The following is a 24203-nucleotide window of genomic DNA, read 5'->3' on the forward strand; positions in this document are numbered from 1 at the left end:
CCGGGTCCGCGCCGTCGCGGTAGGCCGCTCACCATCGACCGCGACGGCGACCGCGTGATCGTGCAACGATTGGCGGCATGTCGCAGCCGCGCACGATCATGGCCGATCCGGCCTGGCGCCCCAGTCCGAAGGCGAAGCTCCTGTGGACTGTGCAGGCCGTCCTGACGTGGGTGATCCCGTTCGCGGCCCTGCTGGTGTGGGCGGTGGTCGACTCCGCGCATCGCGGGTGGCAGCTGGGATTCTTCCTGGTCGCGCTCGTGCCCGCCGCGCTGAACATCGGTGTCGCGCCGTGGTGGCGGTACGCGGTGCACCGCTGGGAGGTCACCGACGATGCGGTCTACACCCGGGTCGGCTGGCTCACCCAGGAGAGCCGGGTCGCGCCGATCTCCCGCGTGCAGACCGTCGACACCGAACGCGGTCCGCTCGAACGCCTGCTCGGATTGGCGACCGTCACCGTGACCACCGCGTCCTCCGCGGGTGCGGTGCAGATCGGCGCGCTCGACCTTCCGGTCGCCGAGGAAACCGTGGCCCGGCTCACCCGGATCGCCGCCCAGCACCGCGGAGACGCGACATGAGCCCCGAGACGACCGGCGCCGAGCAGGACGGGCCGCCCTGGCAGCGGCTGGACAAGCGGATGCTGCTGGTCCATCCGATCACCGAAGTGGTGAAGTTCATCCCGGTGCTGATCGGTTCGGTGATCCTCGGGACCAGCAGCGGCAACCACGTGTGGAGCGTCATCCCGCTCGCGTTGATCGTCGGGTTCGCGCTGACCCGCTGGTTCACCACGACGTATCGGGTCGGGCCCACGCACGTGGAATTGCGCACCGGGCTGCTGGAACGCAAGAAACTGTCGGTGCCGCGGTCGCGGATCCGCTCGGTGGACATCGAAGCGGACCTGCTGCATCGGGCTCTCGGCCTGGCGGTGCTGGCGATCGGGACCGGCCAGCATGCGGAATCGGGCGAGAAGTTCAAGCTCGACGCCCTTGATGCCCGCGTCGTCCCGCCGTTGCGCGCCGCGCTGCTCGCCCATACGGCGGCCAGGGTGGGTCCGGACGAAGAACGAAAAGAGCCGCAGCAGAACAGCTCCGGTGGTTTCACGTCCCCGCGTACCCGGGCGGGAGAGATCGGGCACTGGAGTCCGGCGTGGGTGCGCTACGCCCCGTTGTCGCTGACCGGGTTCGCGATCATCGCGCCGATCGTCGGCTTCGCGCTGCAATACGGGCTCGGTGAGATCGTTTTCCGGTCCGACGCGGTGCACGACGTGGAAGACGGCGGCGTGCTCGTCCTCGCGCTCGCCGCGGCCGCGCTGCTGGGCGTCATCGTCGTCGTGGTCAGCGCTGCCGCGTGCGCGCACTATCTGACCACGTATTTCGGGTTGCGCGTCCGCGACGACGGCAAGACCTTGCAGCTGCGCCACGGCCTGTTCACCACCCGCCAGATCACCCTCGACCGAGCCCGGCTGCGCGGAGCGACGGTCTCCGAACCGCTGCTGCTGCGCCTTGCGGGCGGCGCCGAACTCGAGGCGATCATGACCGGGCAGAACCCGCGGCAGCGAATCCTTCCGCAGGCCCCGCGTAGCGCCGTGGAGCACACCCTCGGCCATCTGCTCGCCCCAGAGGAAGTGCGAGACAACGAGTTTCCTGTCCAGCCGGAGGCGAGGCCCACCGGTTCGGGCGCGGCGGACGCGCACACCGTCCCGGCGCCGGGCAGCGCCCCGCTGATCGCGCACGGCCCGGCCGCACGGCGACGCAGGCATACCCGCGCGCTCGCGCCGGTCGTGCTCATCGCCGCCGCGCTGGTCGTCATCTCCCTTGCTGGACAGCACTATTCGCCGTGGTGGTGGCTACTGCCGGGCCTCACGCTCGCCCTCGCGCTCGCCCTCGCCGAGGACCGCTATCGCGGCCTCGGACACGCGGTACTGCCCCGCACAACCACCAGCCCAACCTGGCTGATCACCCGGTCCGGATCACTCGACCGCGACCGCGACTGCCTCGAGGCCCCCGGCATCATCGGCTGGACAGTGCGTCGAACCTTCTTCCAACGGCGTGCCGGGGTCGCTACGGTCGTCGCGGCCACCGCGGCGGGCAAGAAGCGCTACTCCGTGGTCGACCTCCCCGCCGACCGAGCATGGGAACTCATCCAAGCCGTCACACCAGGGCTGCCCGGCACCCGCTGAACCCGCCCCCCAGTGTCGCTGATCGGTTGCCGAGCGGCGGCGGAGTTCAATGGACGCTGTGGTGACCAAGACCGAGCCGCACCATACGGAGCCGCGGATCGCCGACCGCCGGGTTCGGCAGATGCAGCGAGCGGACAAGTTCCGTTTGACCGCGGTGGGCGGGCTCGCCGCGCTCTCCCTGGACGCGTTGTCCAGCGTGGCCTACGGACCAGAGGCGATCGTGCTGGTGCTGGTCGCGGCGGGCGCGGCGGCCGTCTCCTGGACGCTGCCGGTTGCCTGCGCGATCGCCGCGCTGTTGCTGGTACTGGTGCTCTCCTACCGGCAAGTGATCGCCGTGCACCCGGACGGCGGCGGCGCGTACGCGGTCGCCAAGAAGCAGCTCGGCAGGCCCGCCGCACTGCTCGCGGCCGCCAGCCTGGTCGTGGACTACGTGCTGACCGTCGCGGTGAGCCTCGCCGCCGGCGCGGCCAGCTTGGCCAGCGCCTTTCCCGCCCTGGCCCACGAACTGCTACCGATGACGCTGATCGGCCTCGCGGCGCTGACCGTGATCAACCTGATCGGAGTGGCGGAATCCGCGCGGGTGCTGATGGGGCCGACGATCCTGTTCGTCGTCCTGATCGGCGGTGTGATCGTTGTCGGGCTGCTTCGGCCGGAGCCGGTCGCGATGATCGGCGGCGACCCGGGTCCGATCGAGCCGGTCGAGGCGCTCGGAATCATTCTGCTGCTCAAGGCCTTCGCGGCGGGATGCTCGTCGCTGACCGGTGTGGAAGCGATCGCCAACGCCGTGCCCGCTTTCCGCACCCCCGCGGTGCGCCGCGCGCAGCATACCGAGGTGGCGCTGGGCATCCTGCTCGGCGCGATGCTGCTCGGCCTGGCCGTGCTGATCCGCGAGCACCACGTCACGCCGCGCCCGGATGTGACCATCTTGGCCCAGCTGGCGGCGGCCGCGTTCGGCACCGGCTGGCTGTTCTACCTCACCAATCTCGCGGTCACCGCGGTGCTGCTGCTCGCGGCGAACACCAGTTTCGGCGGGCTCCCGGTGCTGCTGGCGCTGCTGGCCAAGGACCACAGGGCGCCGTCGCTGTTCGCGCTGCGGTCGGAGCGTCCGGTCTTCCGGTACGGGGTCACGGCACTCGCCTTGCTGGCCGGGCTGGTGCTGCTGGCGGTCGACGCCGAAACCCATCGGCTGCTGCCGGTTTTCGCGATCGGCGTCTTCATCGGGTTCACCATCAGCCAGACCGGTCTGGTGCTGCACTGGTGGCGAGTGCGCGACCGCGGGTGGTTGCCGCGCGCACTGCTGAACGGATTCGGCGCGACGCTCACCGCCGTCGCGGGCGTCGTCCTGCTCGCGGAGAAGTTCACCGAGGGCGCGTGGCTGCTGCTGCTCATCATTCCCGCGCTGGTGGCCCTGTTCTTCCGGATCGAGAACTACTACGCCGGCGTCGCGCGTCAGCTGCGACTGCGGGAAATCCCGCCGCCGCCGCGACCGGCGCCGGAGGCCAAGGAGTTGGTGGTCGTCCCGGTGGTCACCATGAGCGAGGTGACCTATCGCGCCTTGGAAGCCGCGCTGCGCATGCGGGGCGAGATCGTCGCGGTGGCCGCGGACATCGATCCGGCCACGACCAAACGGCTCAGCGCCCAGTGGAAGGAGTGGGATCCCGGCGTGCCGCTCGCGGTGCTCCCCTGCCCGCATCGCAGCCTGGTGTCGACGCTCGTCGGCTACGTCCGCAAGCAGACCGCCGCCGGGCTGGGTGTCACCGTGCTGCTGGCGCATGTCGAAGCCCGGCACTGGTGGCAACGCCCGCTGCACAATCCGCGCGGACCGGTGCTCACAGCCGCGCTGCGCGTTCGCACCGAGGCCGTGATCGCGACCCTGGCGGTCCGGCTCGCGTGAGTCAGCGGCGGCCGAAGACGTGCGCGTTCGCCTGGATGTAGAGGTAGGCCAGCGGCGGCAGCAGCCCGGCGAACAGCAACAGCGCCGTCCGCCAATCACTGCCGAGCAGAATGTCACCGCCGGGCCCGGCGCTCGCGCAGACCAGGAAGCCGAACGCCCATGCGACCAGCGGAAGGCCCAGCAGCGCGGGACGCCGGGTCACTGTTCGCGCACCCGCGACGAGCAGGACGTTCACCACTCCCGCCACCGCGGCGGAGGCCGGGAAAACGACCGAGCCCAGATAGGTCGGCAGGTAGAGCACCTCGAGCGCAAGGGTGAGCAGGGCGTCCACGATCAGGATCGCGAGGATCACCGAGCCGAGGAGGCCTACGGGGATACGGGTGGCGCCGGATGCCACGGGAGCGCGATCGCCTGCGTGGTCGTCGATCTTCGTCGTCACGGCACCGGCGGGTAGCCGAGGAGGGTCAACAAGTGGCTCTGCATGTCGGCGAACGCGTACAGCACCGTCATATACAGGTCGTGCTGCTCCTGCCAGTGCGGCCGCATGCTGTCGACGAACGCCGCGATCGCGTTCTGGACCTCCCAGTTGTACATACTGCCGAGTCTATTCCGGCGCGATCGGGCGCACGATCAGTTCTCCCGGTCGGCAGGCAGGGCGGCGACCACCGGAGGTTCGCCGGTCGGGTCGCCACGCTGCGCCGCTATGGCCAGCACTCGTTTACGCGCGGCGAACCAGCCGACGATCAGCGCGGGGACGATCAGGGCGATGGTCGCGACGGTCCAGGTCCCCACCGGATAGTCGAACCCCGTCAGCACGACGACGAAGAACAGGAACACCAGCGTGAGCAAACCGGTGTAGGGCGCGCCGAACATGCGGAAGGCGGGCCGCTGGATGCGTCCCCGGGTGGACCAGCGCCACAACTGCAGCTGGCACAACACGATGGTGGCCCAGGAGGCGACGATGCCGAGCGACGCCATGTTCAGCACGATCTCGAACGCCTGATCCGGGACGAGACCGTTGAGCGCGATGCCGACCAGCGCGATCAGGCTGGTGAGCAGGATGCCGCCGTAGGGAACGCCGTTGCTGCCCATCACGCCGGTGAATTTCGGCGCGCTGCCGTTCATCGACATCGACCGCAGGATGCGGCCGGTCGAGTAGAGACCGGCGTTCAGGCTGGAGAACGCCGCGGTCAGCACCACGAGATTCATCACGCTGCCGATGCCAGGGACGCCGAGCATGGTGAAGAAGGTGACGAACGGACTCTCGTCGGCCGTGTACCGCGTGTACGGCAGCAGCAATCCGAGCAGGACCAGCGAACCGACGTAGAAGACGGCGATCCGGACGATCACCGAATTGATCGCCCGTGGCATGACCTGCTCCGGATGCTCCGTCTCCCCCGCCGCGGTGCCGACCAATTCGACGGCGGCATAAGCGAATACGACACCGGACACCACCACGACCAACGGCATGACGCCGGTCGGGAACAGGCCGCCGTGATCGGCGATCACGCTGGTCCCGGTCGCGGCGCCCTGCACCGTGAAGCGGCCGAGCAAAAAGATCGTGCCGACGATCAGGAACGCGCTGAGCGCGAATACCTTCACCAGCGCGGCCCAGAACTCCATCTCACCGAACCACTTCACCGAGATCAGGTTGACGCCCAGCACGAGGACCAGCGCGATCAGCGCGAGCAACCATTGCGGAACGGCGGAGAACCCGGACCAATAGTGGAAGTACTGCGCGATCGCGGTGGTGTCGGCGATGCCGGTCATCGACCAGTTCAGGAAGTACATCCAGCCCGCGACGAACGCCGCCTTCTCACCGAAGAACTCGCGCGCGTAGGAGACGAACGACCCGGACGACGGCCGGTGCAGGACCAATTCGCCGAGCGCGCGCAGGATGAGGAACGCGAAGAACCCGCACACGCCGTAGACCAGGAACAACCCGGGTCCGGCACTGGCCAGCCGCCCACCGGCGCCGAGGAACAGGCCGGTGCCGATGGCGCCGCCGATCGCGATCATCTGTAGCTGGCGCGGCTTCAGACTCTTGTGGTATCCGTGGTCCTCGATGCTGAGGTGGGCGTTGTCGCCGCGCGCTGTCATGAACCGACGGATCCTCCGTTTCGATGTGCCGAGATCACGCCGAACCGTACCCGCCGCGCCGATACCGCCAACTGCCAGCCCTGGGGGTACAGGAGCTCGCCGCCCGGACAAGTTCCGAAAACGGCGGGCGAATTATGTGAAATGTCCGGAAATCGCGTGTAGCGGCCGCACCGCCGCCGGCGGGGTCCGTCACTCCGGGGCGGCGAACAAATCGTGCTCCCGCCCGTCCGGACCGAGCGGACCGCGCCGACCCCGCACCAGGATGAAGTGCTCCTCGGGCAGCACCGGCTGAGCGATACCGTTCGACAAGGCGAATTCCCGGCCGGACGGCGCGACCGTGACCTGTGTGGCGTGCGCCCGCAGCGCGGCGCGCTTGGCCGAAAGCACCTCGGAGACGTCGATCGTGGTGGTCACCGCGTCGCTGGGCACGCTCGCCAGTTCGCCCTCGGCGGGCAGTCGCCAACCGGGCGGCAGCGCGCCGGGCAGGCCCGCGGCCGTGCGCCGGGCCAGCGCCGCGGTGTGCAGACGCAGCATGTCGGCGTCGGTGACGGTCCAGTAGTACTTCGGGACATCCCAGCCTTCGCCGGCGGCGGCGTGCACGGCGGCCGTGGTGATCTCGTGCGCCCGGATGTGGTCCGGATGGCCGTAGCCGCCGTTCGGGTCGTAACCGACGACCACGCGCGGCCGCAGACGAAGGACGACGTCCGTGAGAGCCCGCACCGCCTCGTCTCCGGAGCGCACGAAGACTCGCGGCTTGTTCGCGGCGGGTGTGCCCGCCATCCCGGAGTCACGCCAGCGTCCCGCGCCCCCGAGCAAGTGCGGCGGACCCGCGCCCAGCGCGTCCAGCGCGCGGGTCAGCTCGAGAATGCGATAGCCGCCGAGCTGGTCGGCGTGATCCGCCGCGAGCAGCGCCCAGTCGTCGCCGATCACCTCGCCCTCCTCACCGAGGGTGCAGGTGATCACGGTGACCGGCACGCCGCGACGGCGGTAGTGCGCGATCGTGCCGCCGGTGGTGATGGACTCGTCGTCCGGGTGGGCGTGTACCAGAAGCAGCCCACCGGTCTCCGCGGTCACGGGATCCTGCGCCACATGGACGCGTCGCCGAAGATCCCGACCTGGATCGCGCCGCTGAGCGAGGCGCCGTCCAGCCGAGGACCGGACGCGGCGACGGCGTTGTCCTGCACGATCGGCAGCACGGTCGCCATGGCCCACAGCTTGGGTTCGGCCTCGGCGAGCACCCGTCCCACGTCGCCGCCCCGCAGGGCGTCGTCGATCGCGGGTTGCAGGGTCGGATCGCACACGCCGGACAGGTTGCTCGGCGCCCGCTGCGCCGCCTCGGCGATGGCCTGCGCCGGGCCGGTGACCCCTGGCAGTGCGGGCGGCGGGCAGCCATACCTGGAAGCCAGCACGGTCGCCGGATCGGAACCGGCCACCTCCCAGCCGACGATCGCGTCGACCGTGCCCTCGAGCAGTTCCTTGCCGTACAACTCGTCGGCGGCGACACTGCGCACCGTGGCGTCGATGCCCGCGCTGCGCAGCTGGTCGGCGGCGGTATTGGCCACGGCCAAGGCGGTGGCGTCCCGGTCGACCGCGCCGATGCGCACGGCCAGCGGCTTGCCGTCCTTGCCGACGGTGCGCGGCTGCGGGGCGGGCGAGGTCGGGGAGGTCGCCGGCGGCGGCTCCGGCGCCCGGCCGTACCCCGCGGCGGCGAGCAGCGCGAACGCCTCCTCCGCCGATGGACGCGGCGGAGCGGTCGGGGCGTATCCGGGATCGGATGGTGCGAGCACCTGCGCGCGCGCCGGTTCCACCCAGTTGCCGGTCTGCGCGCCGACCGTGGCCAGCAGGGCAGGGTCCAGCAGGGCCAGCACGCCCGAGCGGACCCGGGGATCGCTCAAGTCGCCTTTGCGTCCGTTGAGCGCCATCTGCAGCACTCGCGACTGCGGCATGATCGTGGTGCGCACGGAGGGAATCGCCCCCAGTTGTGCCTGGGTGGCCACGCCCCCGTGGACCAGCGCCATCTGCACGTCGCCGGTGCGCAGCGAGCCCGCCAGCTGCGCGGTGGTGCCGCCGCGGCGGAGCAGGATCTGGCCCGGCATCGCCGGTGTGCCCCAGAAGCGGTCGTTGCGTTCCAGCAGCATCTCGTCACGGCCCGGGTCCGCCGAGCGGATCCCGAACGGCCCCCCGGACACCCGGACACCGCTGACCTGACCGTTCATCCCCCTGGCGAATCCGCCGGGCGCGTCCTTGAGCAGATGAGACGGCAGCAGATCGGTGAACAGCTCCCGCCAGCCGGGGTAGGGCTGCGTCATCACGACGGTGACCGTCTTGCCGCCCGCCGACGAATTGACGTCCGAGATCATCCGGTAGCCGGCCGGGTCGACGACGCCCGGCTCGGAGATCATCTCCTGCCACAGGTAGCGGAAGTCCTCGGCCGCGATCGGCGCGCCATCCGACCAGGACGCTTCGTTGCGCAATTTGTAGGTGATCGTGAACGGTTCCTGCGCGGTGACTTCGGCGGAGACCAGCAGCGACGAATCCGGCACCCAGGCCGTCGTCCCTGGCCGCGCCGGATCGAGCACCGGCCGGAACGGACTCGGCAGGACCAGGGAGGCGATCGCCGAGGTCGCGGCGGACTGGTCCGAGCGCAGATGCGGGTTGAACGCGGTGCCGATGGTGTCCAAAGCGACGACGACGGTCGTCTCCGCGGGCTTGACCGGTGTGGTCTTCGGACTGTCGGTGCTCTCGATGGGCGGCGGCGGATTCGCCGCACAGCTGCTGATCAAGGTCAGCACTGCCACGGCCGGCAACAACGTGCGCCACGCTGCGCGTTTTCCTGCGCCCACTTTCACGCTCGGGAACTCTACCGTACGGTCGAGTCCGTTCCCAGATTCCTGCTGACCAGCGCGGAAACAACGCGGTCGAACGGATATGCGTAGCGCGGAAACACAGCAGCGTCGCAGGGTCGTGACATCACCCATACAAACCGTGTCGAACCTCGGCAAATATTCGGCGTACCGTCGCGGCACAATAGCCCGCCGCACCCGACGCACCGCAATCCGTATGCGCATCGGTGTCGTTACGCAACCACACGCGCTGCCGACTCGACATGAAGTGAACATTTGCGCCGACACGCCGAACGGGAGACGAATTCTTTTCGTCGAAGCACCATCCGGCCGACACGGCGACAACCCACACAGGTGCTGGCCCAACCACGCGTCGAGACCCCTCGATAGCATGAGAAAGCTCATTGCGCGCACAGCTCTGGATGACCACGGGTGGCGACAATATAAAACAGGCGCACGGCACAGCCAATTATCTTCACCCGCCACCACTACCCTCATGACGGGCAGTGGTCGACAATTACCAAATTTTCCCCACCAGCCGTCGCCTCAGAAACTTATTCCACGCGAACGAACCGATTTCGGACCTGCATACCAGGGCTGAGACGATCACAAATCGAAATTACCGACAACGAAACCGATCAGCCCTCGAATATGTGGCACCGGACTTTCACCACGGCACGCATCACGGGGCCGTCTCGAATTTCTTCCGATTGCCACCATGCCTGGTGATGCGAGGAATTGCGATCACACCCGCGGGGCCCGAGTCGAACGCGAGGCTCGCGGTACACCCGCACGATGCGAGCGTCCGCGACTGCCGACCAGCGGTTCTGCCCGGTATTCGGTGCCACCCGCGGTGACACCGAATACCGTGGCACACAAGTTATTACAGCGCCGCGCGGTCGCGCGCCTTGCGCCGGGACAGTTCCCGTGCGCGCTCGTTCTGCGCGAGGACCACCTTGCGCACCCGGACCACCTCCGGGGTGACCTCAACGCACTCGTCGGCGGCGCAGAACTCCATGGCGCCTTCGAGATCCAGCTGCAACGGCTTGGCCAAGGTCTCGATCACGTCGGCGGTGGAGCTGCGCATGTTGGTCAGCTTCTTCTCGCGCGTGACGTTGATGTCCAGATCCTCCGCGCGCGGATTGACGCCGACGACATGCCCCTCGTAGGTGTCCGCGCCCGGCTCCACGAAGAACTGCCCGCGGTCGGCCAGCTGGATCATCGCGAACGGCGTCACCGAGCCCGACCGGTCGGAGACCAGCGAGCCGGTGTGCCTGGCCCGGATCTCGCCCGCCCACGGCGCGTAGCCGTGCGACACGGCGTTGGCGATGCCGGTGCCGCGGGTCTCGGTGAGGAAGTCGGTGCGGAAACCGATCAGGCCACGGGAGGGAACGATGAACTCCATCCGCACCCAGCCCGCGGCGTGGTTGCTCATCTGCACCATCTTGCCCTTGCGGGCGGCCAGCAACTGGGTGATCGCGCCGAGGTACTCCTCGGGGCAGTCGATGGTCAGCTCCTCGTACGGCTCGTGCACCTTGCCGTCGACCTGCTTGGTGACCACCTGCGGCTTGCCGACGGTCAGCTCGAAGCCCTCCCGGCGCATGGTCTCGACCAGGATGGCCAGCGCCAGCTCACCGCGGCCCTGCACCTCCCAGGCGTCCGGGCGCCCGATGTCGAGCACGCGCAGCGACACGTTGCCGACCAGCTCCTGGTCCAGGCGCGCCTTCACCATGCGGGCGGTCAACTTGTGCCCTTGCACCCGGCCGACCAGCGGCGAGGTGTTGGTGCCGATGGTGACCGAGATGGCGGGCTCGTCGACGGTGATGCGCGGCAGCGCGACCGGATCATCGATGTCGGCGAGGGTGTCGCCGATCATGATGTCCGGAATGCCCGCGATGGCGACGATGTCGCCCGCCACCGCCAGCTCGCCCGGCTTGCGCTCCACGCCGACGGTCTGCAGCAGTTCGGTGATCTTCACCTGCTTGACGCCGTCGGCGTGCATCCACGCGACGTTCTGCCCCTTGCGCAGTTCGCCGTTGTGGACGCGGACCAGCGCGAGACGACCCAGGAACGCCGAGGCGTCCAGGTTGGTGACGTGCGCCTGCAGCGGCGCGGACGCATCACCCTTCGGCGCGGGGATGTATTCCAGCAGCACGTCGAACAGCGCGTCCAGATTCTCCGCGGCCGGGGCGTTGCCGTTCTCCGGACGCTCCTTGGACGCCTTCCCCTCACGACCGGAGGCGTACAGCACCGGAAGGTCGAGCGCGAGCTCGGCGGCCTCGGCGGCGGCGTCGTCGAGATCGGAGGCCAGGTCCAGCAGTAGGTCGTGGCTCTCCTCGACGACCTCTTCGATGCGGGCGTCGGGGCGGTCGGTCTTGTTCACGACCAGGATCACCGGCAGCGACGCGGCCAGCGCCTTGCGCAGCACGAACCGGGTCTGCGGCAGCGGCCCCTCGGACGCGTCCACCAGCAGCACCACGCCGTCCACCATGGACAGGCCGCGCTCGACCTCGCCACCGAAGTCGGCGTGGCCGGGGGTGTCGATGACGTTGATCACGGTGACCGAGCCGTCCGGGTGATGCCGGTGCACCGCCGTGTTCTTGGCGAGAATGGTGATGCCCTTCTCGCGTTCCAGGTCGCCGGAGTCCATCACCCGATCGACGGGCTCGGCCCGCTCGGCGAAGGCGCCCGACTGGCGCAGCATGGCGTCGACCAGGGTCGTCTTGCCGTGGTCGACGTGAGCCACGATGGCGACGTTGCGAAAATCGCGTGCAGACGACACGCCTGAATCCTCCTGCTGTTCGGTGTTGGAGCCGACGGTGCTCGGTGTCCGGCGTGCACGGACTCTCCGTGATTACGCAGGCTGCCGCCTCCGGGGCCTGACGCACACGCCGGTCTCCCTGCGAACAGGTGGAGAATCGAAACTCACCAGGCATCGCGGCGAGCTATACCCTACCGGCAGTCGGTTCGAGGCACCGTTTCAGCCTTTGTACTAAGGGTATGCTAACCGCCGTGGGCAAGGTCAAAGCCAAGAAGGTTTCGAGCCTGAAACCGAAGAAGAAGTGCTGTCGGAAGAAGACGCGCTGCGTGAAGTGCCCCGTGGTCATCATGCGGATGAAGAAGTGCGAAGCGGCCGGTGTCACCGGCAAGGATCTGAAGAAGGCACTCAAGCAGGCGCGCGCTGCCTGACCCCCGCCGCCACCCTTTCCGGGGCGGCCCGAGGCGAGTAGTAAGGAGTGTTATGGCGCAGCAGGCACTGCTCTCCGAACCCGAAATCGTCGACGCTCTCACCGAATTGCCGGAGTGGTCCAGGTCAGGGGACAACCTGACGCGCACCGTCGAGGCGGCCACCTTCCCCGCGGGCATCGAACTGGTGCGCCGCGTCGCCGAAGTAGCGGAGGAGGCGAACCATCACCCCGACATCGATATCCGCTGGCGCAAGGTCACATTCAGCTTGTCGACACACTCGGCGGGCGGGCTCACCGCGCTGGATGTAGCACTGGCACATGAAATAGACCGGCTCTGTTGATTTTTGCAGCGCCTTCGGCGCTGCGTGTTCGCGGCCCTCTTATGGCTCGCGTCCGAGGGACCGCCGCTGGCGACTGCGTCGCGGACGCGGCGGCCGCTCGGACGCGAGCCGGGCCGCGAACGGGGCATGCTCGGTCTCGCTTCGCTCGAAACCGGGAGCCGGGCCGCCGTGTCGCGTTCCAGCCAGAAGTTCGAGTCTCCGCTGATCGCCGCTCGAGGCTGATCAAAGGAGTCGGACGAGTGCGGACGAGTACTTATGTGGTGCGCGCGGGGCCCTCGGTGGTTGCGCGCGCTTCTTCGTCCTCGGCCGATCGCGTGTACCTGGCTCCGAAGCGGATCACCCAGAGGTAGAACGCCAGGACGCCGAGCACGTCGACGGCGCCCAGCCAGGCCAGTACGCCCGGGCGCGAGATGGTCCAGATCGAATCCTGGAAGAACGACAGCACCCACGGCACGCCGACGAGCATGGTCACCAGCCAGTACCCGGCGATCACCCGCGCGCCGGGCGCCCGGCGCAGCGGCCCGTACACCACCCAGAGCACCGTCGGCAGCAGCCACACCCAGTGATGCGACCACGAGATGGGCGAGACCATCAGCCCGAACAGTTGCACCACGATCAGCGTGCCGAGCCGGTCGTCCGCCCCGAGCGCGCGCCAAGCCAGGAACGCCAGCACCGCCACGACGAGCACGGCCGCGATCCACCACGGGCCGGACTCGACGTCGTAGCCGAGGATGCGGCTCAGTGTGCCCCGCAGCGACTGGTTCCACACCGACCCCACCGGACCGATCCGGTCGGCGTCACCGAGCAGTGTGCCGAAATACCGACGCGCCTCGACCGGCGCGATCAGGAAACTCAGCCCTACCGTCGCGCCGAAGACCACGGCCGACCACGCCACCGTCGCCCAGCGCTTGCGCGCGACGAAGTACAACCCGGTGATCGCCGGCGTCAGTTTGATGCCCGCGACTATTCCGACCAGTCCACCGGACAGCCACCACCGCGAACTGCGAACCGCGAGCATCCCACCGAGCACCAGGAAGACATTGACCTGGCCGTAGTCCATCGTGGTTCGGACCGGCTCCAGCCACAGCCCGAGCGCGGTCCACCCGACGGTGGCGGCCCGCCACTGCGGCGTGCGCAGCCGCTGCGCCCCGAACAGTAGCTCGAGACTGATGTGCACCACCGCGTACAGCGCCGCGGCGATGGCCAGCAACCAAGCCACCGCGACCAGGGTGAACGGCAGATAGTGCAGCGGAAAGAACACCAATGCCGCGAAAGGCGGATAAGTGAACGGCAACGGGAAGTCCGGAGTCTTCTCCGCATAGGTGAAGTCGTAGAGCTGATCGGTCAACAACGCGGCCGACCCGCCGACGTAGACATGCAGGTCGACGAGGTTCATCCCATTCGGGGACAGCAGCATCCAGAGCAGCCGGGCCAGCACGGACAGGCCCAGCACCGACACGGCCCATCGGAGGTGACGATTCAAATCGCTGGCTTTCGGCTCGGGTGCGGTGCGTCGGTTGGCGCGCCCGGAGTTCGATGTCGAGGCGACAGCGCGGACGGCACCGATTAGATTAGCCGCAGCGCGAATCCGGTCGGTTCCACCCTCGAACCACCGATAACATTTGCATCAACTTTCACATCAGTAACATCTGGGCGCGGTATCTTCTGCTAACACTGATCGTCCACGGCGCTTTCCGGACGCCGCAGCTGTACACATAGCCGCAATGTCCCTAGAGTGACCCCCGAAACGATGGCTTTTAGCAATCGAACCCAGATGTACCCCGAGGTAAGGACGGCCAGACCAGTGCTTCGCACCCGAGGATCGCGGATCGCATTGTCCGCACTCGCCGTCGCGGCGAGTGCCACGCTCGCCGCGCCGACGACAGCAATCGCGGCCCCCGCGACCGCCCCCGTGGCGACTACGAACAGCGTTCCCATGGTGCCCGAGGGCGTTCCCGTGGACGCGCTGGCCGCGCTCGCCCCAGCCATCGTCGGCGCCGTCGCGGGCCCCGCGGATATCGCGAGCCCGGCCGGCGTCGCGGGTCCGCAGTCGGCCATCCTCGATCAGGCCCGCAGGCTGCTGGCCACTTTGAACCTTCCGCCGCAGATCAAGTCGACGCTGGAACGGATCATCACCTTCCTGGACGGCAGCGGCGGCGGCGGCCCCGAGGTGCCGCAGGACGGACCGGTGATCGCCCAGTTCCTCTACCCGAGCATCGGCAAGGGCTGCATCGGCCCGTCCGCCGACTCGGTGGGCACCGCCCTCGCCGTGCCCGGGCCCGCCACGCTGCCGCCACCCGGCCCGCAGGCGGGCCAGACCGGGTTCGTCTTCACCGCGCTCGGCACCAAGGGGCCGACGCCGGTGCAGAACCCGCCGATGACGGTGCAGTGGCTGAACCTCGACACCCGCCAGTCGGGCGTCCTGCCGCTGACCGACGAGGCCAAGATCAACCCGGACGGCCCCGCCACGCTGTCCGCGATCGCCGACACGGGCAACGGCCGCGTCGTCGCGGTCGTCTCCGGCTCGCTGACCACCCAGTCCGGTGACGCGGAGGCGCGGACCTGCTCCTTCCTGCCGACGCTCGGATTCTTCACCGTAGGCTGAGCTTCCGGTCGAGGGCGGCGACTCCATCGGGGTCGTCGCCCTTTCGGCGTTGCGGTGACTCGGCGAATACCTCGTATCGATCTGCCGCGCAGCCACACGAGGTGGCCGGACTGTGGTAGACCGCTATCTATGGCGACCACCGTTTTCTCGAAATCCGCGGACTGTTCGAGACAGCCGGGTCATTCGATCCGGAGCAGGCGCTCGCACCGTTCCATCCTGTCGATCCGCTCGGAGGGTTCCATCCTCTCGATCGGCTCGGCCTACTCGGTCCTGTCCATCGGCAGCGTGGGCTCGGTGCTGTCGATCGGATCCGTGGGATCGTTCGGGTCGGCGATCTCGTCGTTCTCGTTCGCCAGCCTCGGCTCCGCGTTCTCCGGCCTGTCCCGGTGGTCGCTGCTGTCCTGGCTCGGCGATCACGAGGCTCCGGACAGCCGCCCCTCCCTGCGGGTCGTTCCGGACGACGAGCCCGATCTGCGCGTCACCCCGATAAGCCACTGCCAGACGTAATATTCGGCAGCTGCTCGGTCTCACTTCACTCGAAAAGCGGGGTGGAGGCGAGCAGGCACGTACCGCGGCAGCTGCTCACCACTGCCCGTATTCGGGCGTGAGCACGTTGTTCACATCGATCCCCACACCGTCGATGGATTGCTTGTCGATCTCGACCTGGTGCAGGTTGGCGGCGGGGTGCACGAAGCCCTTGGGTGTGCCCCAGTTGTGCTGCCAGTACCAGGAACCCAGGCTCGCTGTGCGGGCCAGCTCGATGGTCGGGGTGTTCGCGTAGACGCCGGTGTTCTCCGTGCCGAGCACGGCCTGCCAGCCCAGTAGGTACGGCGCGATCATGGTGGCGAAGTCGACCGGGGAGGGGTTGTCGTCGATGGACGCGTAGATGGGCACGTTGTCCGGGCCACCGGCGGCGCGGTGCAACGCGAGCCCGCGCTCGGCGTGCCGCTTGCCCGCCTCCAGCCCGCCACGCCAGTCCGCGGTCGGTCCCTTGCCGAATTGGTAGCACGAGACGATCTGCAGACCAGCCGCTTTGAGATCGTCGACTTCCGGGGATCGCAGCGGTTTGCCCGCCATCCACTCGGCGCCGGGCCTGCGATCGGACACGTAGCGGATCACGCCGACATGTCCGGCGTCGCGGATCGCCGCAGCGGAGGGAACGCCTCCGGCGTAATCGATGAGGGTGCCCAGCGCTGGTCGCGCGGACGCGGGAGCTGCCGCGGCGGTCATGCCGACCACGGCCGCGGCGGCCGTGTAGGCGAACAGATCACGCCGGGATACCGAATTGGAACGCATCGTCGACTCCTTCGCGCAACCCGACATGGATAGCAGCGTGCCCGGCGCACCTTCCCCAAACCACCGCGCGCCGGGAGCCTCGAACGTGAACTCATTTCACCATATTCACACTGGAACCGCTAGACCCAGGAGAATCACGTTTCACATTCGCCACATACGCTCGACGACGCGACCGGTCACACAATGCCGTCGATGCGCGCGGCGACATCGATGGTGCGCATCGCTGGGTCGGCCAGTTCTTTGCGGATCACCGCCGCCACCTGCGCCACGACCTGCTTCTTTATCCCGGCGAGCGCACCGAGCGCGGCCGCGCGGGCACCCTGCGCGGTGAATTCCATCCGAATGTCGGCCGGGTCGGGCGGCGGCACGTCGATCACCACCCGCAAGGGGTCGGCAGCGCGGGCGGTGAGTACCAAAGGCACCTCGACGTCAGCGCGATAGCGATTGGCTTTCAGCACGTCGACCGTGATGTCCAGGCTCACCGGCAGGGTCAGATCGAACGCGACCGGCTCCGTCGACCGGTCCGTCAGCCGCGGCATCCGTACCGTTCCCCGAACGGTCACGACGGCGCTCGCGCGCGGTCCGGTCCGCAGCGGACCGACCTCGATCAGCCTGCCCGCCAGCCGTTCCACCACGTCACACACTCGCTCGCGCGTCACGATGCGGGAGAAGAACCGATGCCCGAACTCGTCGTACCCGATCCAATCGAACGCGAGCTCGTCCCGATACGGCGAACGCTCGCCCGCGACCATGGCCTCGAGGTCGAACACCAGCCCCCTGCGGGTCTGCGGGTCGGCAAGCATGGCGTTCACCCGGGAGGCGACCTCTCGCTGCACCACGCCCGCGATCGGGTCGAGCAACCATTCCCACGCCGAATCCACCGCCTGGGCGCGCAAGACGAAACTGATGTCCCGCTGGGTGATCGGTGGGATATCGATGACGACGAGCACGGGTTCGGCGGTGCGGGCGTGCAGGGTCAGATCAATCTCCACCCTGGCCTCCAGCCGCAGTTTCCGGCCGCCGAGCAGCACCTTCAAGGTGAGCGACACCGGAACGGTGACGTCGAAGGTGACCTTCGGGCCGCTGCGCAGTACGCGCGGGGCGCCGACCTTCCCCTCGGCGACGAATCCGGCGAGCCCGGCCGGGCCGATCGAGACCGGGCCGATGGTCATGCCGCGGCCCGCCATGCCGGAGACCGCGGACTCGATACGAGCGGCGTTCACGGCGTGCGTGACGAAACGCTCGCCGAACTCGGCGTAGTCGATCCAGCCGGGCGCACTACTCGGTTCGTCGGTCGGATGCATCGCTAGTTCCGCAACCCTCACCTCTCGATGGACACCCGACACGGTACGCGACCGATCTCGTCCCACCCCGGAACGCACTGCGGCCCGAGATCCCCGTCCTGCCGATGAGGGGGAAGCAGGGCGGGGACCGGCGGCGGCGCTGCCGGGCACCGCCACCTCCCATCGTAGGACTATCCGGCACCCCGTTTCACCCGCATATCGGTCGAATCCCGTTCGATGGAAGTGATCTTCACAATCGGCCGAACCCGACCACCCCGGTTATGTCGCCCAGCACGAACCGGTGGATGCGCACCGCGCCGTACTCGTTACCGCCGATCGTGGTCACCCGGCCGCCCTCGACTCGCAGGACGATGTTCGTGTGCTGTCCGAACGGACTGGGCTCTCCGTACAGCAGCACGTCACCGGTCCGCGGTCGATAGTTCGAGCCGCTCGGGACGAACCGGCCGACGCTCTCGTAATACTCCTGCAAGGTATAGACGCCGGGAATCCGCCACGAACCCGAATTCGGGTTGGCCAGCGGCACACCGGCCTCGCGCAGCACCCAGCTGACGAAATCGGCGCACCACGCCTCCTCGGCTCCTTCCGCGTATTTCGTCCCCGCACCGGGATCGGCGAACTCGCGCTCGGCGACCGCGACGATTCCGGCCTGGGCCGCGTCGAGTGCCGAACGGTCCAGCGCGGGGAACTCGGTGAGGCGCTCGCCCGCGATCGCCCGGTGGTCCGTACGGTCCTGCCACCAGAGACCACCGGCGATCCCGGCGGCGACCACGCCGAGCACCACCAGTGCGAGCGCGACCCACCGCCCCGATCGCGATCCCCGTTGTTGTGTCATTCGCTCCCCCGATTCGTTCGCGTGACGTTGTTGTCGAGCTTATGGAATTCGACGCGCGAGCACGCCGAACGGTTCCACGCGCCGTCCGCCTGGTTTCGGCGACCGAGCGGAGGGGCAACCCGGTGGAGCCGAAATCATGGACGGCACCGGGAAAACCGCGCTAGTCTCCGGAGAGACCAGCCGATGGGGAGGTACGGCCCTGGACACGCTGTGGACATTCATCGTGCACCGGCGGCACCAGTTGCTGGTCGACTCCTACCTGCACGTCTCGGCCGTGGTGCAATCGGTGCTGCTGGCGACGGTGGTCTCGGTTCTGATCGGAATCCTGGTCTACCGCAGCCCGTTCGGCTCGTCGATCGCCTCCGCGCTGGCGGGCGCGGTGCTCACCGTTCCGTCGTTCGCGCTGCTCGGCCTGCTGATCCCGGTGCTCGGTCTCGGTGTCGCACCGACGATCACCGCGCTCGTGGTGTACGCGCTGCTGCCGATCATGCGCAACACCATCATCGGACTCGCCTCGGTGGATCCGGCCGTGACCGACGCCGCCCGCGGCGTCGGGATGAACCGGCTGCGGGTGCTCGCCCGGATCGAACTGCCGCTGGCGTGGCCCGCGATTCTGGCCGGTATGCGGGTGAGCACCCAGCTGATCATGGGGATTCTCGCCCTCGCGGCATACGCCAAGGGCCCCGGACTCGGCAACCTGATCTTCTCCGGACTCGCGCGCCTGGGCAGCCCGAACGCGGTGCCGCAGGCGCTGGTCGGCACGATCCTCGTCGTCGTCCTCGCACTCGTCCTCGACGGGATCTACGTCCTGGTCGGGCGGCTCACCACCTCGAGGGGAATTCGTGACTGAAACCGAAACCAGCGACGGCCGCGCGGCATCCGTCGTCTCCGGCGTCGAGATCGTGCTGCACGCGGTGACCAAACACTATCCGGGACAGCGTGATCCGGCCGTGGACAGCGTCTCGCTGACCATCCCGGCCGGCGAGATCGTGGTCCTGGTCGGGCCGTCCGGCTGTGGCAAGACCACCACCATGCGAATGATCAACCGGCTGATCGAGCCCACCTCCGGAACCATCACGATCGACGGCCGCGACGCGGCCACGATCCAGCCCGACCGGTTGCGCCGCGGCATCGGCTATTCGATCCAGCAGGCGGGACTGTTCCCGCACCTGACCGTCGCGAAGAACGTCGCGACCGTACCGGGCTTGATCGGCTGGGACCGGCGGCGCGTCGCGGCACGGGTCGACGAGATGCTCGAGCTGGTCGGTCTCGATCCAGGCACCTTCCGCGACCGCTATCCCCGCCAGCTGTCCGGCGGCCAGCAGCAGCGCGTCGGCGTGGCCAGGGCATTGGCGGCAGATCCGCCCGTGCTGCTGATGGACGAGCCGTTCGGCGCGGTCGATCCGATCACCCGGGGATTGCTGCAGGACGAGTTGCTGCGGCTGCAAGGCGAACTCGGCAAGACGATCGTCTTCGTCACCCACGATTTCACCGAGGCGGTCAAGCTCGGCGACCGCATCGCCGTGCTCGGCGACCGGTCCAGGATCCTGCAATACGACACACCCGCGGCGATCCTGGCCGACCCGGCCGACGAGACGGTCGCCGGTTTCGTCGGCGCGGACGCCTCGCTCAAACAGCTCACCCTGACCCGGGTCGGGGATGTCGAACTCGGCGACTGCCCCACCGCCACCGAACAGGACACCGTCGACGAGTTGCGCGCCGCGCTCGCGGACCGCGACTGGCCGTGGGCGCTGGTACTGGACGGTCAGGGCAGGCCACGCCGCTGGGTCTCGGCCGAACAACTGGCCCACGCCGATTCGCTGCGCGATCTGGGAACGCCGGTGCCGGAGACGCTGGCACTGAAATCGACGCTGCAGGACGCGCTCGAAGCCCTGCTCACCCATCAGAGCGCGACCGCGGTGGTGACCGGCGCGCGCGGCGAGTACGCCGGGCTGATCACCATCGACACCCTGGTCGGCCACCTGTCGGCCCTGCGCGCCGAGCACGGAGCCGGGCGTTCCGCGACGGACGGCGCACCATGACCACCGCCGCCGCGTCACCCGCCACCCAGCGCAGGGCCGAGCGCATCCGGTTGGTCGTGCAGCCGGTGGTCGTGCTCGTGCTCACCGCGGGCGTGCTGGTGTGGGCGTTCGCCCGCGACCTGACCGTCACCCAGCAAGCGAGCCTGAACGCGGGCAACGTCGCGACCGTCACCTGGCAGCACGTGCGGATCACCGCGACCGTGGTGCTGATCGTCGTCGCGGTGGCCGTCCCGCTCGGAACCCTGCTCACGCGACCGGGATTCCGGCGGCTCACACCCGTTTTCGTCGGTATCGCGAATATCGGCGCGGCCGCACCGGCCATCGGCCTGATCGTGCTGTTCTACCTGGCCACCCGTACCACCGGCTTCTGGATCGGCGTGGCGCCGATCGCGTTCTATTCGCTGCTTCCGGTGCTGCGCAACACCATTCTGGGCTATGAGCAGGTGGACCGGACGCTCATCGATGCGGGGCGCGGCCAGGGCATGTCGGCCGTGACGGTGTTGCGGCGCATCGAATTCCCGCTCGCGGTGCCCTACATCCTGGCCGGGCTGCGCACTTCGCTGGTGCTCGCGGTCGGCACCGCGACGCTGTCGTTCCTGGTGAGCGCGGGCGGGCTCGGCATTCTGATCGACACCGGCTACAAGCTGCGCGACAACGTCACCCTGGTGGTCGGCGCGGTGCTCGCGGTGGCGCTGGCCCTGCTGGTGGACTGGCTCGGCGCGCTCGCCGAAGCGTTTCTCGGGCCGAAGGGGCTGAAATGATCCGGGCGTGGCGCGCGCTGGCCCTCGGCCTGGGCTTGACGTTGCTGGCCGCCTGCGGGCTGCAATCCGGTGGCGCGGTGCCGCTTCGAGTCGGCCCCGGCAGCATCCGACCCATGCCCGAACTGGAGGGTGTGCAGGTCACGGTGGGTTCCAAAGACTTCACGGAGCAGAACATCCTCGGCTATCTGATCGAGTTCGCTCTCTCGGCGGCGGGCGCCGAGGTGCGCGACCTGACCAACATCCAGGGCTCCAACAGCGTGCGAGATGCCCAATTGCACGGGCAGATCGACCTCGCCTACGACTACACCGGAACGGGCTGGATCAACTACCTCGGCAACGAGACACCGGTGCCGGACGAGATCGGCCAGTTCCAGGCGGTCCGCGACGCCGACCTCGCCGCGCACGGCATGCTCTGGACGGCGCTCGCGCCGATGAACAACACCTACGCGCTGGTCATGAGCGCCCGCACCGCCCAGGAGACCGGTGTGCGCACGCTGTCGGACTACGCCAGACTGGCCGCCGCCGATCCGGCCGCCGCGGCGATCTGCGTCGGCACCGAGTTCAACGTCCGCCAGGACGGATTTCCCGGCCTGGCCCGCAAGTACGAGATCGACGCGAGCAAGGTCCGCAAGCAGATCGTGCAGGACGCCGTGGTCTACCAGGCGACCGCCGACGGCAGGCAGTGCCGCTTCGGCTCGGTCGCGGCCACCGACGGACGCATCCCGGCGCTGAATCTCGTTCTGCTGCAAGATGATCGCGGATTCTTCCCGAAGTACAACGCGGCGCTGGTGATGCGCCGGAGTTTCGCCGATGCGCATCCGCAGGTGGACACGATCCTGACGCCGATCTCGCAGCGCCTCACCAACGAGGCCATCACCGAACTCAACCGTCAGGTCGACGTGGACGGACGCGAGCCCGCGGAGGTGGCCAGGGACTGGATGGTCACCCAGGGATTCGTCACCGCGCGCTGATTTCCGTCGCGTGGAGAGCGACGCCTCCGAACAGCTGATCGGAGGAAACCGCTGTCCCTGAGGCGTTTGGACGCCGCATCGCTGGATCAGGCTCCGGTACGCCGTCCGCTGGGCTCACCAGGTGAGCCCAGCGTCCTGCCAGGCAGGTTCAGCGCGGATCGCGGCCCAAGTAGCGCAAGAGCTCTCCGAGAGCGCCGTCGGCCGGACCGTCGACGATCGCGGCGAAAGCACCCCACTGACGCAGCGGCTCGATGATCTCGGCCGTCTCGCCGCTGCCGGGCGCGGGGTGAGCGGCCCGCGCGGCGATGAGCAGGGCGGCGGCGAGTTCGTCGGTCAACGGCGACGGCTGGCCGGTCGCGATCGCGATGTCCCAGGCGTGCACCCCGGCATCCAGCGCGCACATGACCGCGGCCACCGGAGTGGCGAGCGCGCCGTGCGGCAGCGGCGTCGGCACGGTCTCGGTGGCGTCGTCGACCGTGGTCCAGGCGAAGGCGGTCTGCTCGACCGCCGCACGCACCGCGTCCCCGGGGGCGCCGTCGATCGTGCCGGAAGGCGCGAACGGGTTGTAGGCCGGACCCTCTCCGATGCCGAGGGCCTGGGCGTAGGCCAGCTGGTCACCGACGGCGTGCTGCAGCACCTGCGTCACATCCCAATCCGAGCACGGGGTGGGCAGGTGCCACTGATCCGCTCGCACACCGGCGACGACGCTCTCCAGCGCGCGGTAGGAATCGGCGAGCACGTCCCGCCAAACGGGGAGCAGAGTCGCGGCGGCGGTGGCGGTGGCGTTCATGTCGGAGCCTTTCGGTCGTTCTCGCTGATGACACAAGCCTATTCGGCCATTAGGCTACTTTTGTTCCTAATCAGCTAGGAGGGCGAAAGTGGCATCGACCACACCGCGTCTGCTGCGATTGCTGGCCCTGCTACAGGACCGTGCGTACACCGGCCGGGAGCTGGCCGAGCGCCTCGGCGTCACCGATCGCACACTGCGGCAGGACATTCAGCGGCTGCGCGAACTGGGCTACCCGGTGCATGCCGGACGCGGCGCGATCGGCGGCTACCGGCTCGGCCGCGGCGCGACCATGCCTCCCCTACTGCTGGACGACGACGAAGCGGTGGCCGTGGCGGTCGCGGTCGGCCTCGCCGAGGACGGCTCCACCGGCATCGCGGACATCGCCGAGCACGTCACGAAGGCACTGGGCAAACTGGATCAGATCCTGCCCAAACGATTGCAGCGCAAGGTATCCGCACTGCGGGATGCGACGGCCATCGGCCCGGCCACGACGGGGTCGCGCGAGCCGGACGCACCGGTTCCCGCCGCCGTGCTCACCACCCTCGCCGGCGCCATTCGCGACGGAGCGACGGTCCGGATCGCCGAGGCCGGGGCCGCGTCGTCCGTCGAGATCGAGCCGTACCGGCTGATCAACTGGCAACGCCGCTGGTACCTGGTCGCCTACAGCCTGGAAGACCACTCCTGGCGAGCGATACCGGTCGCCCGCGTGCTGCGCGCGGAGACGAGTTCCCGTCGTTTCGCCGCGCGTTCGCTTCCCGACGACGACCTTGTCGCCTTCGTCATGCGCCACATCGCCACCAACGGGTGGCGGGTGCGGGCCCGGGTGACCGTGCTCGCGCCCGCCGAGACCGTCATCGCCAGGATCAATCCCGCCGTCGGCGTGGTCGAGCCGGTGGACGCGGACACCTGCGTGCTCTACACGGGCGCGGACGCGCTGGAGACGATCGCCATCTACCTGTCCATGCTGATGATGGACTTCCGCGTCGACGGCCCGCCGGAACTCGTCGCCCATATCCGCACCCTGGGCCGCCGGTACACCGAGGCCGTCGCCGACGCTTGA

23 protein-coding genes are annotated in these 24203 nt (G+C 68.8%); 12 read left to right on the forward strand and 11 right to left on the reverse strand.

Annotated elements, in window-relative coordinates; genetic code table 11:
• Window positions 1-77 precede the first annotated feature (77 nt).
• The 3 genes from ABZ824_RS28580 (at window position 78) to ABZ824_RS28590 (ending at window position 4070) form a co-directional block, all read left to right on the forward strand.
• Window positions 78-575, forward strand: coding sequence for a PH domain-containing protein (locus ABZ824_RS28580; protein WP_355080371.1), 498 nt, complete (start codon window positions 78-80; stop codon window positions 573-575).
• Window positions 572-2176 (forward strand): PH domain-containing protein, encoded by a 1605-nt coding sequence (locus ABZ824_RS28585; RefSeq protein WP_356966649.1) that lies wholly within the window; start codon window positions 572-574, stop codon window positions 2174-2176. Before ABZ824_RS28580 ends, ABZ824_RS28585 begins: the two co-directional genes overlap by 4 nt.
• Before the next feature lie 121 nt (window positions 2177-2297).
• Window positions 2298-4070: an amino acid permease gene (locus ABZ824_RS28590; protein WP_356966848.1), complete on the forward strand. Its 1773-nt coding sequence runs from the start codon at window positions 2298-2300 to the stop codon at window positions 4068-4070.
• Between the two features lies 1 nt (window position 4071).
• Here ABZ824_RS28590 and ABZ824_RS28595 read toward each other — a convergent pair whose 3' ends face one another.
• The 6 genes from ABZ824_RS28595 to typA form a co-directional block, all read right to left on the reverse strand.
• Entirely contained in the window at window positions 4072-4509 is a 438-nt protein-coding gene (locus ABZ824_RS28595; RefSeq protein WP_356966651.1) for a hypothetical protein, read from the reverse strand.
• On the reverse strand, window positions 4506-4664 hold the full coding sequence (locus ABZ824_RS28600; protein WP_169332723.1) for a hypothetical protein: 159 nt from the start codon (window positions 4662-4664) through the stop codon (window positions 4506-4508). The genes ABZ824_RS28595 and ABZ824_RS28600 overlap by 4 nt, the downstream gene beginning before the upstream one ends.
• A 36-nt stretch (window positions 4665-4700) precedes the next feature.
• A complete protein-coding gene (locus ABZ824_RS28605; protein WP_356966653.1) occupies window positions 4701-6170 on the reverse strand; it encodes an amino acid permease in 1470 nt (489 codons plus the stop codon).
• Between the two features lie 189 nt (window positions 6171-6359).
• A complete protein-coding gene (mshB, locus tag ABZ824_RS28610) occupies window positions 6360-7244 on the reverse strand; it encodes an N-acetyl-1-D-myo-inositol-2-amino-2-deoxy-alpha-D-glucopyranoside deacetylase (RefSeq protein ID WP_355080361.1) in 885 nt (294 codons plus the stop codon).
• Window positions 7241-8968 carry an ABC transporter family substrate-binding protein gene (locus ABZ824_RS28615; protein ID WP_355080359.1) on the reverse strand — a complete coding sequence of 576 codons (1728 nt, stop codon included), beginning with the start codon at window positions 8966-8968 and terminating at the stop codon, window positions 7241-7243. The genes mshB and ABZ824_RS28615 overlap by 4 nt, the downstream gene beginning before the upstream one ends.
• A 928-nt stretch (window positions 8969-9896) precedes the next feature.
• Window positions 9897-11795 carry a translational GTPase TypA gene (gene typA, locus ABZ824_RS28620; protein ID WP_356966656.1) on the reverse strand — a complete coding sequence of 633 codons (1899 nt, stop codon included), beginning with the start codon at window positions 11793-11795 and terminating at the stop codon, window positions 9897-9899.
• A gap of 230 nt (window positions 11796-12025) precedes the next feature.
• On the opposite strand from typA, the gene ABZ824_RS28625 reads away from it, so the two are divergent.
• Window positions 12026-12202, forward strand: a complete 177-nt coding sequence (locus ABZ824_RS28625; RefSeq protein ID WP_356966658.1) for a hypothetical protein — start codon at window positions 12026-12028, stop codon at window positions 12200-12202.
• Between the two features lie 52 nt (window positions 12203-12254).
• The gene (locus ABZ824_RS28630) at window positions 12255-12542 is read left to right on the forward strand and encodes a 4a-hydroxytetrahydrobiopterin dehydratase (RefSeq protein WP_355080355.1); all 288 of its coding nucleotides are present in this window, start codon (window positions 12255-12257) and stop codon (window positions 12540-12542) included.
• A 253-nt stretch (window positions 12543-12795) separates the two neighbouring features.
• Here ABZ824_RS28630 and ABZ824_RS28635 read toward each other — a convergent pair whose 3' ends face one another.
• On the reverse strand, window positions 12796-14130 hold the full coding sequence (locus ABZ824_RS28635; protein WP_356966850.1) for a mannosyltransferase: 1335 nt from the start codon (window positions 14128-14130) through the stop codon (window positions 12796-12798).
• Between the two features lie 216 nt (window positions 14131-14346).
• On the opposite strand from ABZ824_RS28635, the gene ABZ824_RS28640 reads away from it, so the two are divergent.
• Window positions 14347-15147, forward strand: a complete 801-nt coding sequence (locus ABZ824_RS28640; protein WP_355078659.1) for a hypothetical protein — start codon at window positions 14347-14349, stop codon at window positions 15145-15147.
• A 129-nt stretch (window positions 15148-15276) separates the two neighbouring features.
• On the forward strand, window positions 15277-15654 hold the full coding sequence (locus ABZ824_RS28645) for a hypothetical protein (protein ID WP_355078658.1): 378 nt from the start codon (window positions 15277-15279) through the stop codon (window positions 15652-15654).
• A 75-nt stretch (window positions 15655-15729) separates the two neighbouring features.
• Here the strand turns inward: ABZ824_RS28645 and ABZ824_RS28650 are convergent, their stop codons facing one another.
• The 3 genes from ABZ824_RS28650 to ABZ824_RS28660 form a co-directional block, all read right to left on the reverse strand.
• A complete protein-coding gene (locus ABZ824_RS28650) occupies window positions 15730-16443 on the reverse strand; it encodes a DUF1906 domain-containing protein (RefSeq protein WP_356966661.1) in 714 nt (237 codons plus the stop codon).
• A 176-nt stretch (window positions 16444-16619) separates the two neighbouring features.
• Window positions 16620-17747, reverse strand: coding sequence for a hypothetical protein (locus tag ABZ824_RS28655; RefSeq protein WP_356966663.1), 1128 nt, complete (start codon window positions 17745-17747; stop codon window positions 16620-16622).
• A 229-nt stretch (window positions 17748-17976) separates the two neighbouring features.
• Window positions 17977-18579, reverse strand: coding sequence for a CHAP domain-containing protein (locus tag ABZ824_RS28660; RefSeq protein WP_356966664.1), 603 nt, complete (start codon window positions 18577-18579; stop codon window positions 17977-17979).
• Between the two features lie 199 nt (window positions 18580-18778).
• On the opposite strand from ABZ824_RS28660, the gene ABZ824_RS28665 reads away from it, so the two are divergent.
• From ABZ824_RS28665 to ABZ824_RS28680, 4 genes are read left to right on the forward strand one after another with little or no spacing between them, the layout of a single operon-like run.
• Complete coding sequence (locus ABZ824_RS28665; protein ID WP_355078669.1) at window positions 18779-19429, forward strand: ABC transporter permease; 651 nt, start codon at window positions 18779-18781, stop codon at window positions 19427-19429.
• The gene (locus ABZ824_RS28670; RefSeq protein WP_356966665.1) at window positions 19422-20621 is read left to right on the forward strand and encodes an ATP-binding cassette domain-containing protein; all 1200 of its coding nucleotides are present in this window, start codon (window positions 19422-19424) and stop codon (window positions 20619-20621) included. The genes ABZ824_RS28665 and ABZ824_RS28670 overlap by 8 nt, the downstream gene beginning before the upstream one ends.
• Complete coding sequence (locus ABZ824_RS28675; RefSeq protein WP_356966667.1) at window positions 20618-21382, forward strand: ABC transporter permease subunit; 765 nt, start codon at window positions 20618-20620, stop codon at window positions 21380-21382. The genes ABZ824_RS28670 and ABZ824_RS28675 overlap by 4 nt, the downstream gene beginning before the upstream one ends.
• The gene (locus ABZ824_RS28680) at window positions 21379-22353 is read left to right on the forward strand and encodes a glycine betaine ABC transporter substrate-binding protein (RefSeq protein ID WP_356966669.1); all 975 of its coding nucleotides are present in this window, start codon (window positions 21379-21381) and stop codon (window positions 22351-22353) included. The genes ABZ824_RS28675 and ABZ824_RS28680 overlap by 4 nt, the downstream gene beginning before the upstream one ends.
• A gap of 148 nt (window positions 22354-22501) precedes the next feature.
• Here ABZ824_RS28680 and ABZ824_RS28685 read toward each other — a convergent pair whose 3' ends face one another.
• On the reverse strand, window positions 22502-23143 hold the full coding sequence (locus tag ABZ824_RS28685; protein ID WP_356966671.1) for a TIGR03086 family metal-binding protein: 642 nt from the start codon (window positions 23141-23143) through the stop codon (window positions 22502-22504).
• 88 nt (window positions 23144-23231) lie between these two features.
• Between ABZ824_RS28685 and ABZ824_RS28690 the strand changes: the two genes are divergently transcribed.
• The gene (locus ABZ824_RS28690) at window positions 23232-24203 is read left to right on the forward strand and encodes a WYL domain-containing protein (RefSeq protein ID WP_356966673.1); all 972 of its coding nucleotides are present in this window, start codon (window positions 23232-23234) and stop codon (window positions 24201-24203) included.

The sequence above is a fragment of the Nocardia sp. NPDC047038 genome (assembly GCF_040644075.1).
In the GTDB taxonomy this organism is placed as follows: Bacteria; Actinomycetota; Actinomycetes; order Mycobacteriales; family Mycobacteriaceae; genus Nocardia; species Nocardia sichangensis.

What these genes read in the sequence shown, in the direction of transcription:
- ABZ824_RS28605 (WP_356966653.1), bottom strand. Translation starts at nt 6,170, where the DNA reads ATGACAGCGCGCGGCGACAACGCCCACCTCAGCATCGAGGACCACGGA.
- ABZ824_RS28590 (WP_356966848.1), top strand. Translation starts at nt 2,298, where the DNA reads ATGCAGCGAGCGGACAAGTTCCGTTTGACCGCGGTGGGCGGGCTCGCC.
- ABZ824_RS28660 (WP_356966664.1), bottom strand. Translation starts at nt 18,579, where the DNA reads ATGACACAACAACGGGGATCGCGATCGGGGCGGTGGGTCGCGCTCGCA.
- ABZ824_RS28600 (WP_169332723.1), bottom strand. Translation starts at nt 4,664, where the DNA reads ATGTACAACTGGGAGGTCCAGAACGCGATCGCGGCGTTCGTCGACAGC.
- ABZ824_RS28675 (WP_356966667.1), top strand. Translation starts at nt 20,618, where the DNA reads ATGACCACCGCCGCCGCGTCACCCGCCACCCAGCGCAGGGCCGAGCGC.
- ABZ824_RS28655 (WP_356966663.1), bottom strand. Translation starts at nt 17,747, where the DNA reads ATGCATCCGACCGACGAACCGAGTAGTGCGCCCGGCTGGATCGACTAC.
- ABZ824_RS28645 (WP_355078658.1), top strand. Translation starts at nt 15,277, where the DNA reads ATGGCGACCACCGTTTTCTCGAAATCCGCGGACTGTTCGAGACAGCCG.
- ABZ824_RS28650 (WP_356966661.1), bottom strand. Translation starts at nt 16,443, where the DNA reads ATGCGTTCCAATTCGGTATCCCGGCGTGATCTGTTCGCCTACACGGCC.
- ABZ824_RS28580 (WP_355080371.1), top strand. Translation starts at nt 78, where the DNA reads ATGTCGCAGCCGCGCACGATCATGGCCGATCCGGCCTGGCGCCCCAGT.
- ABZ824_RS28630 (WP_355080355.1), top strand. Translation starts at nt 12,255, where the DNA reads ATGGCGCAGCAGGCACTGCTCTCCGAACCCGAAATCGTCGACGCTCTC.
- ABZ824_RS28680 (WP_356966669.1), top strand. Translation starts at nt 21,379, where the DNA reads ATGATCCGGGCGTGGCGCGCGCTGGCCCTCGGCCTGGGCTTGACGTTG.
- ABZ824_RS28685 (WP_356966671.1), bottom strand. Translation starts at nt 23,143, where the DNA reads ATGAACGCCACCGCCACCGCCGCCGCGACTCTGCTCCCCGTTTGGCGG.
- ABZ824_RS28585 (WP_356966649.1), top strand. Translation starts at nt 572, where the DNA reads ATGAGCCCCGAGACGACCGGCGCCGAGCAGGACGGGCCGCCCTGGCAG.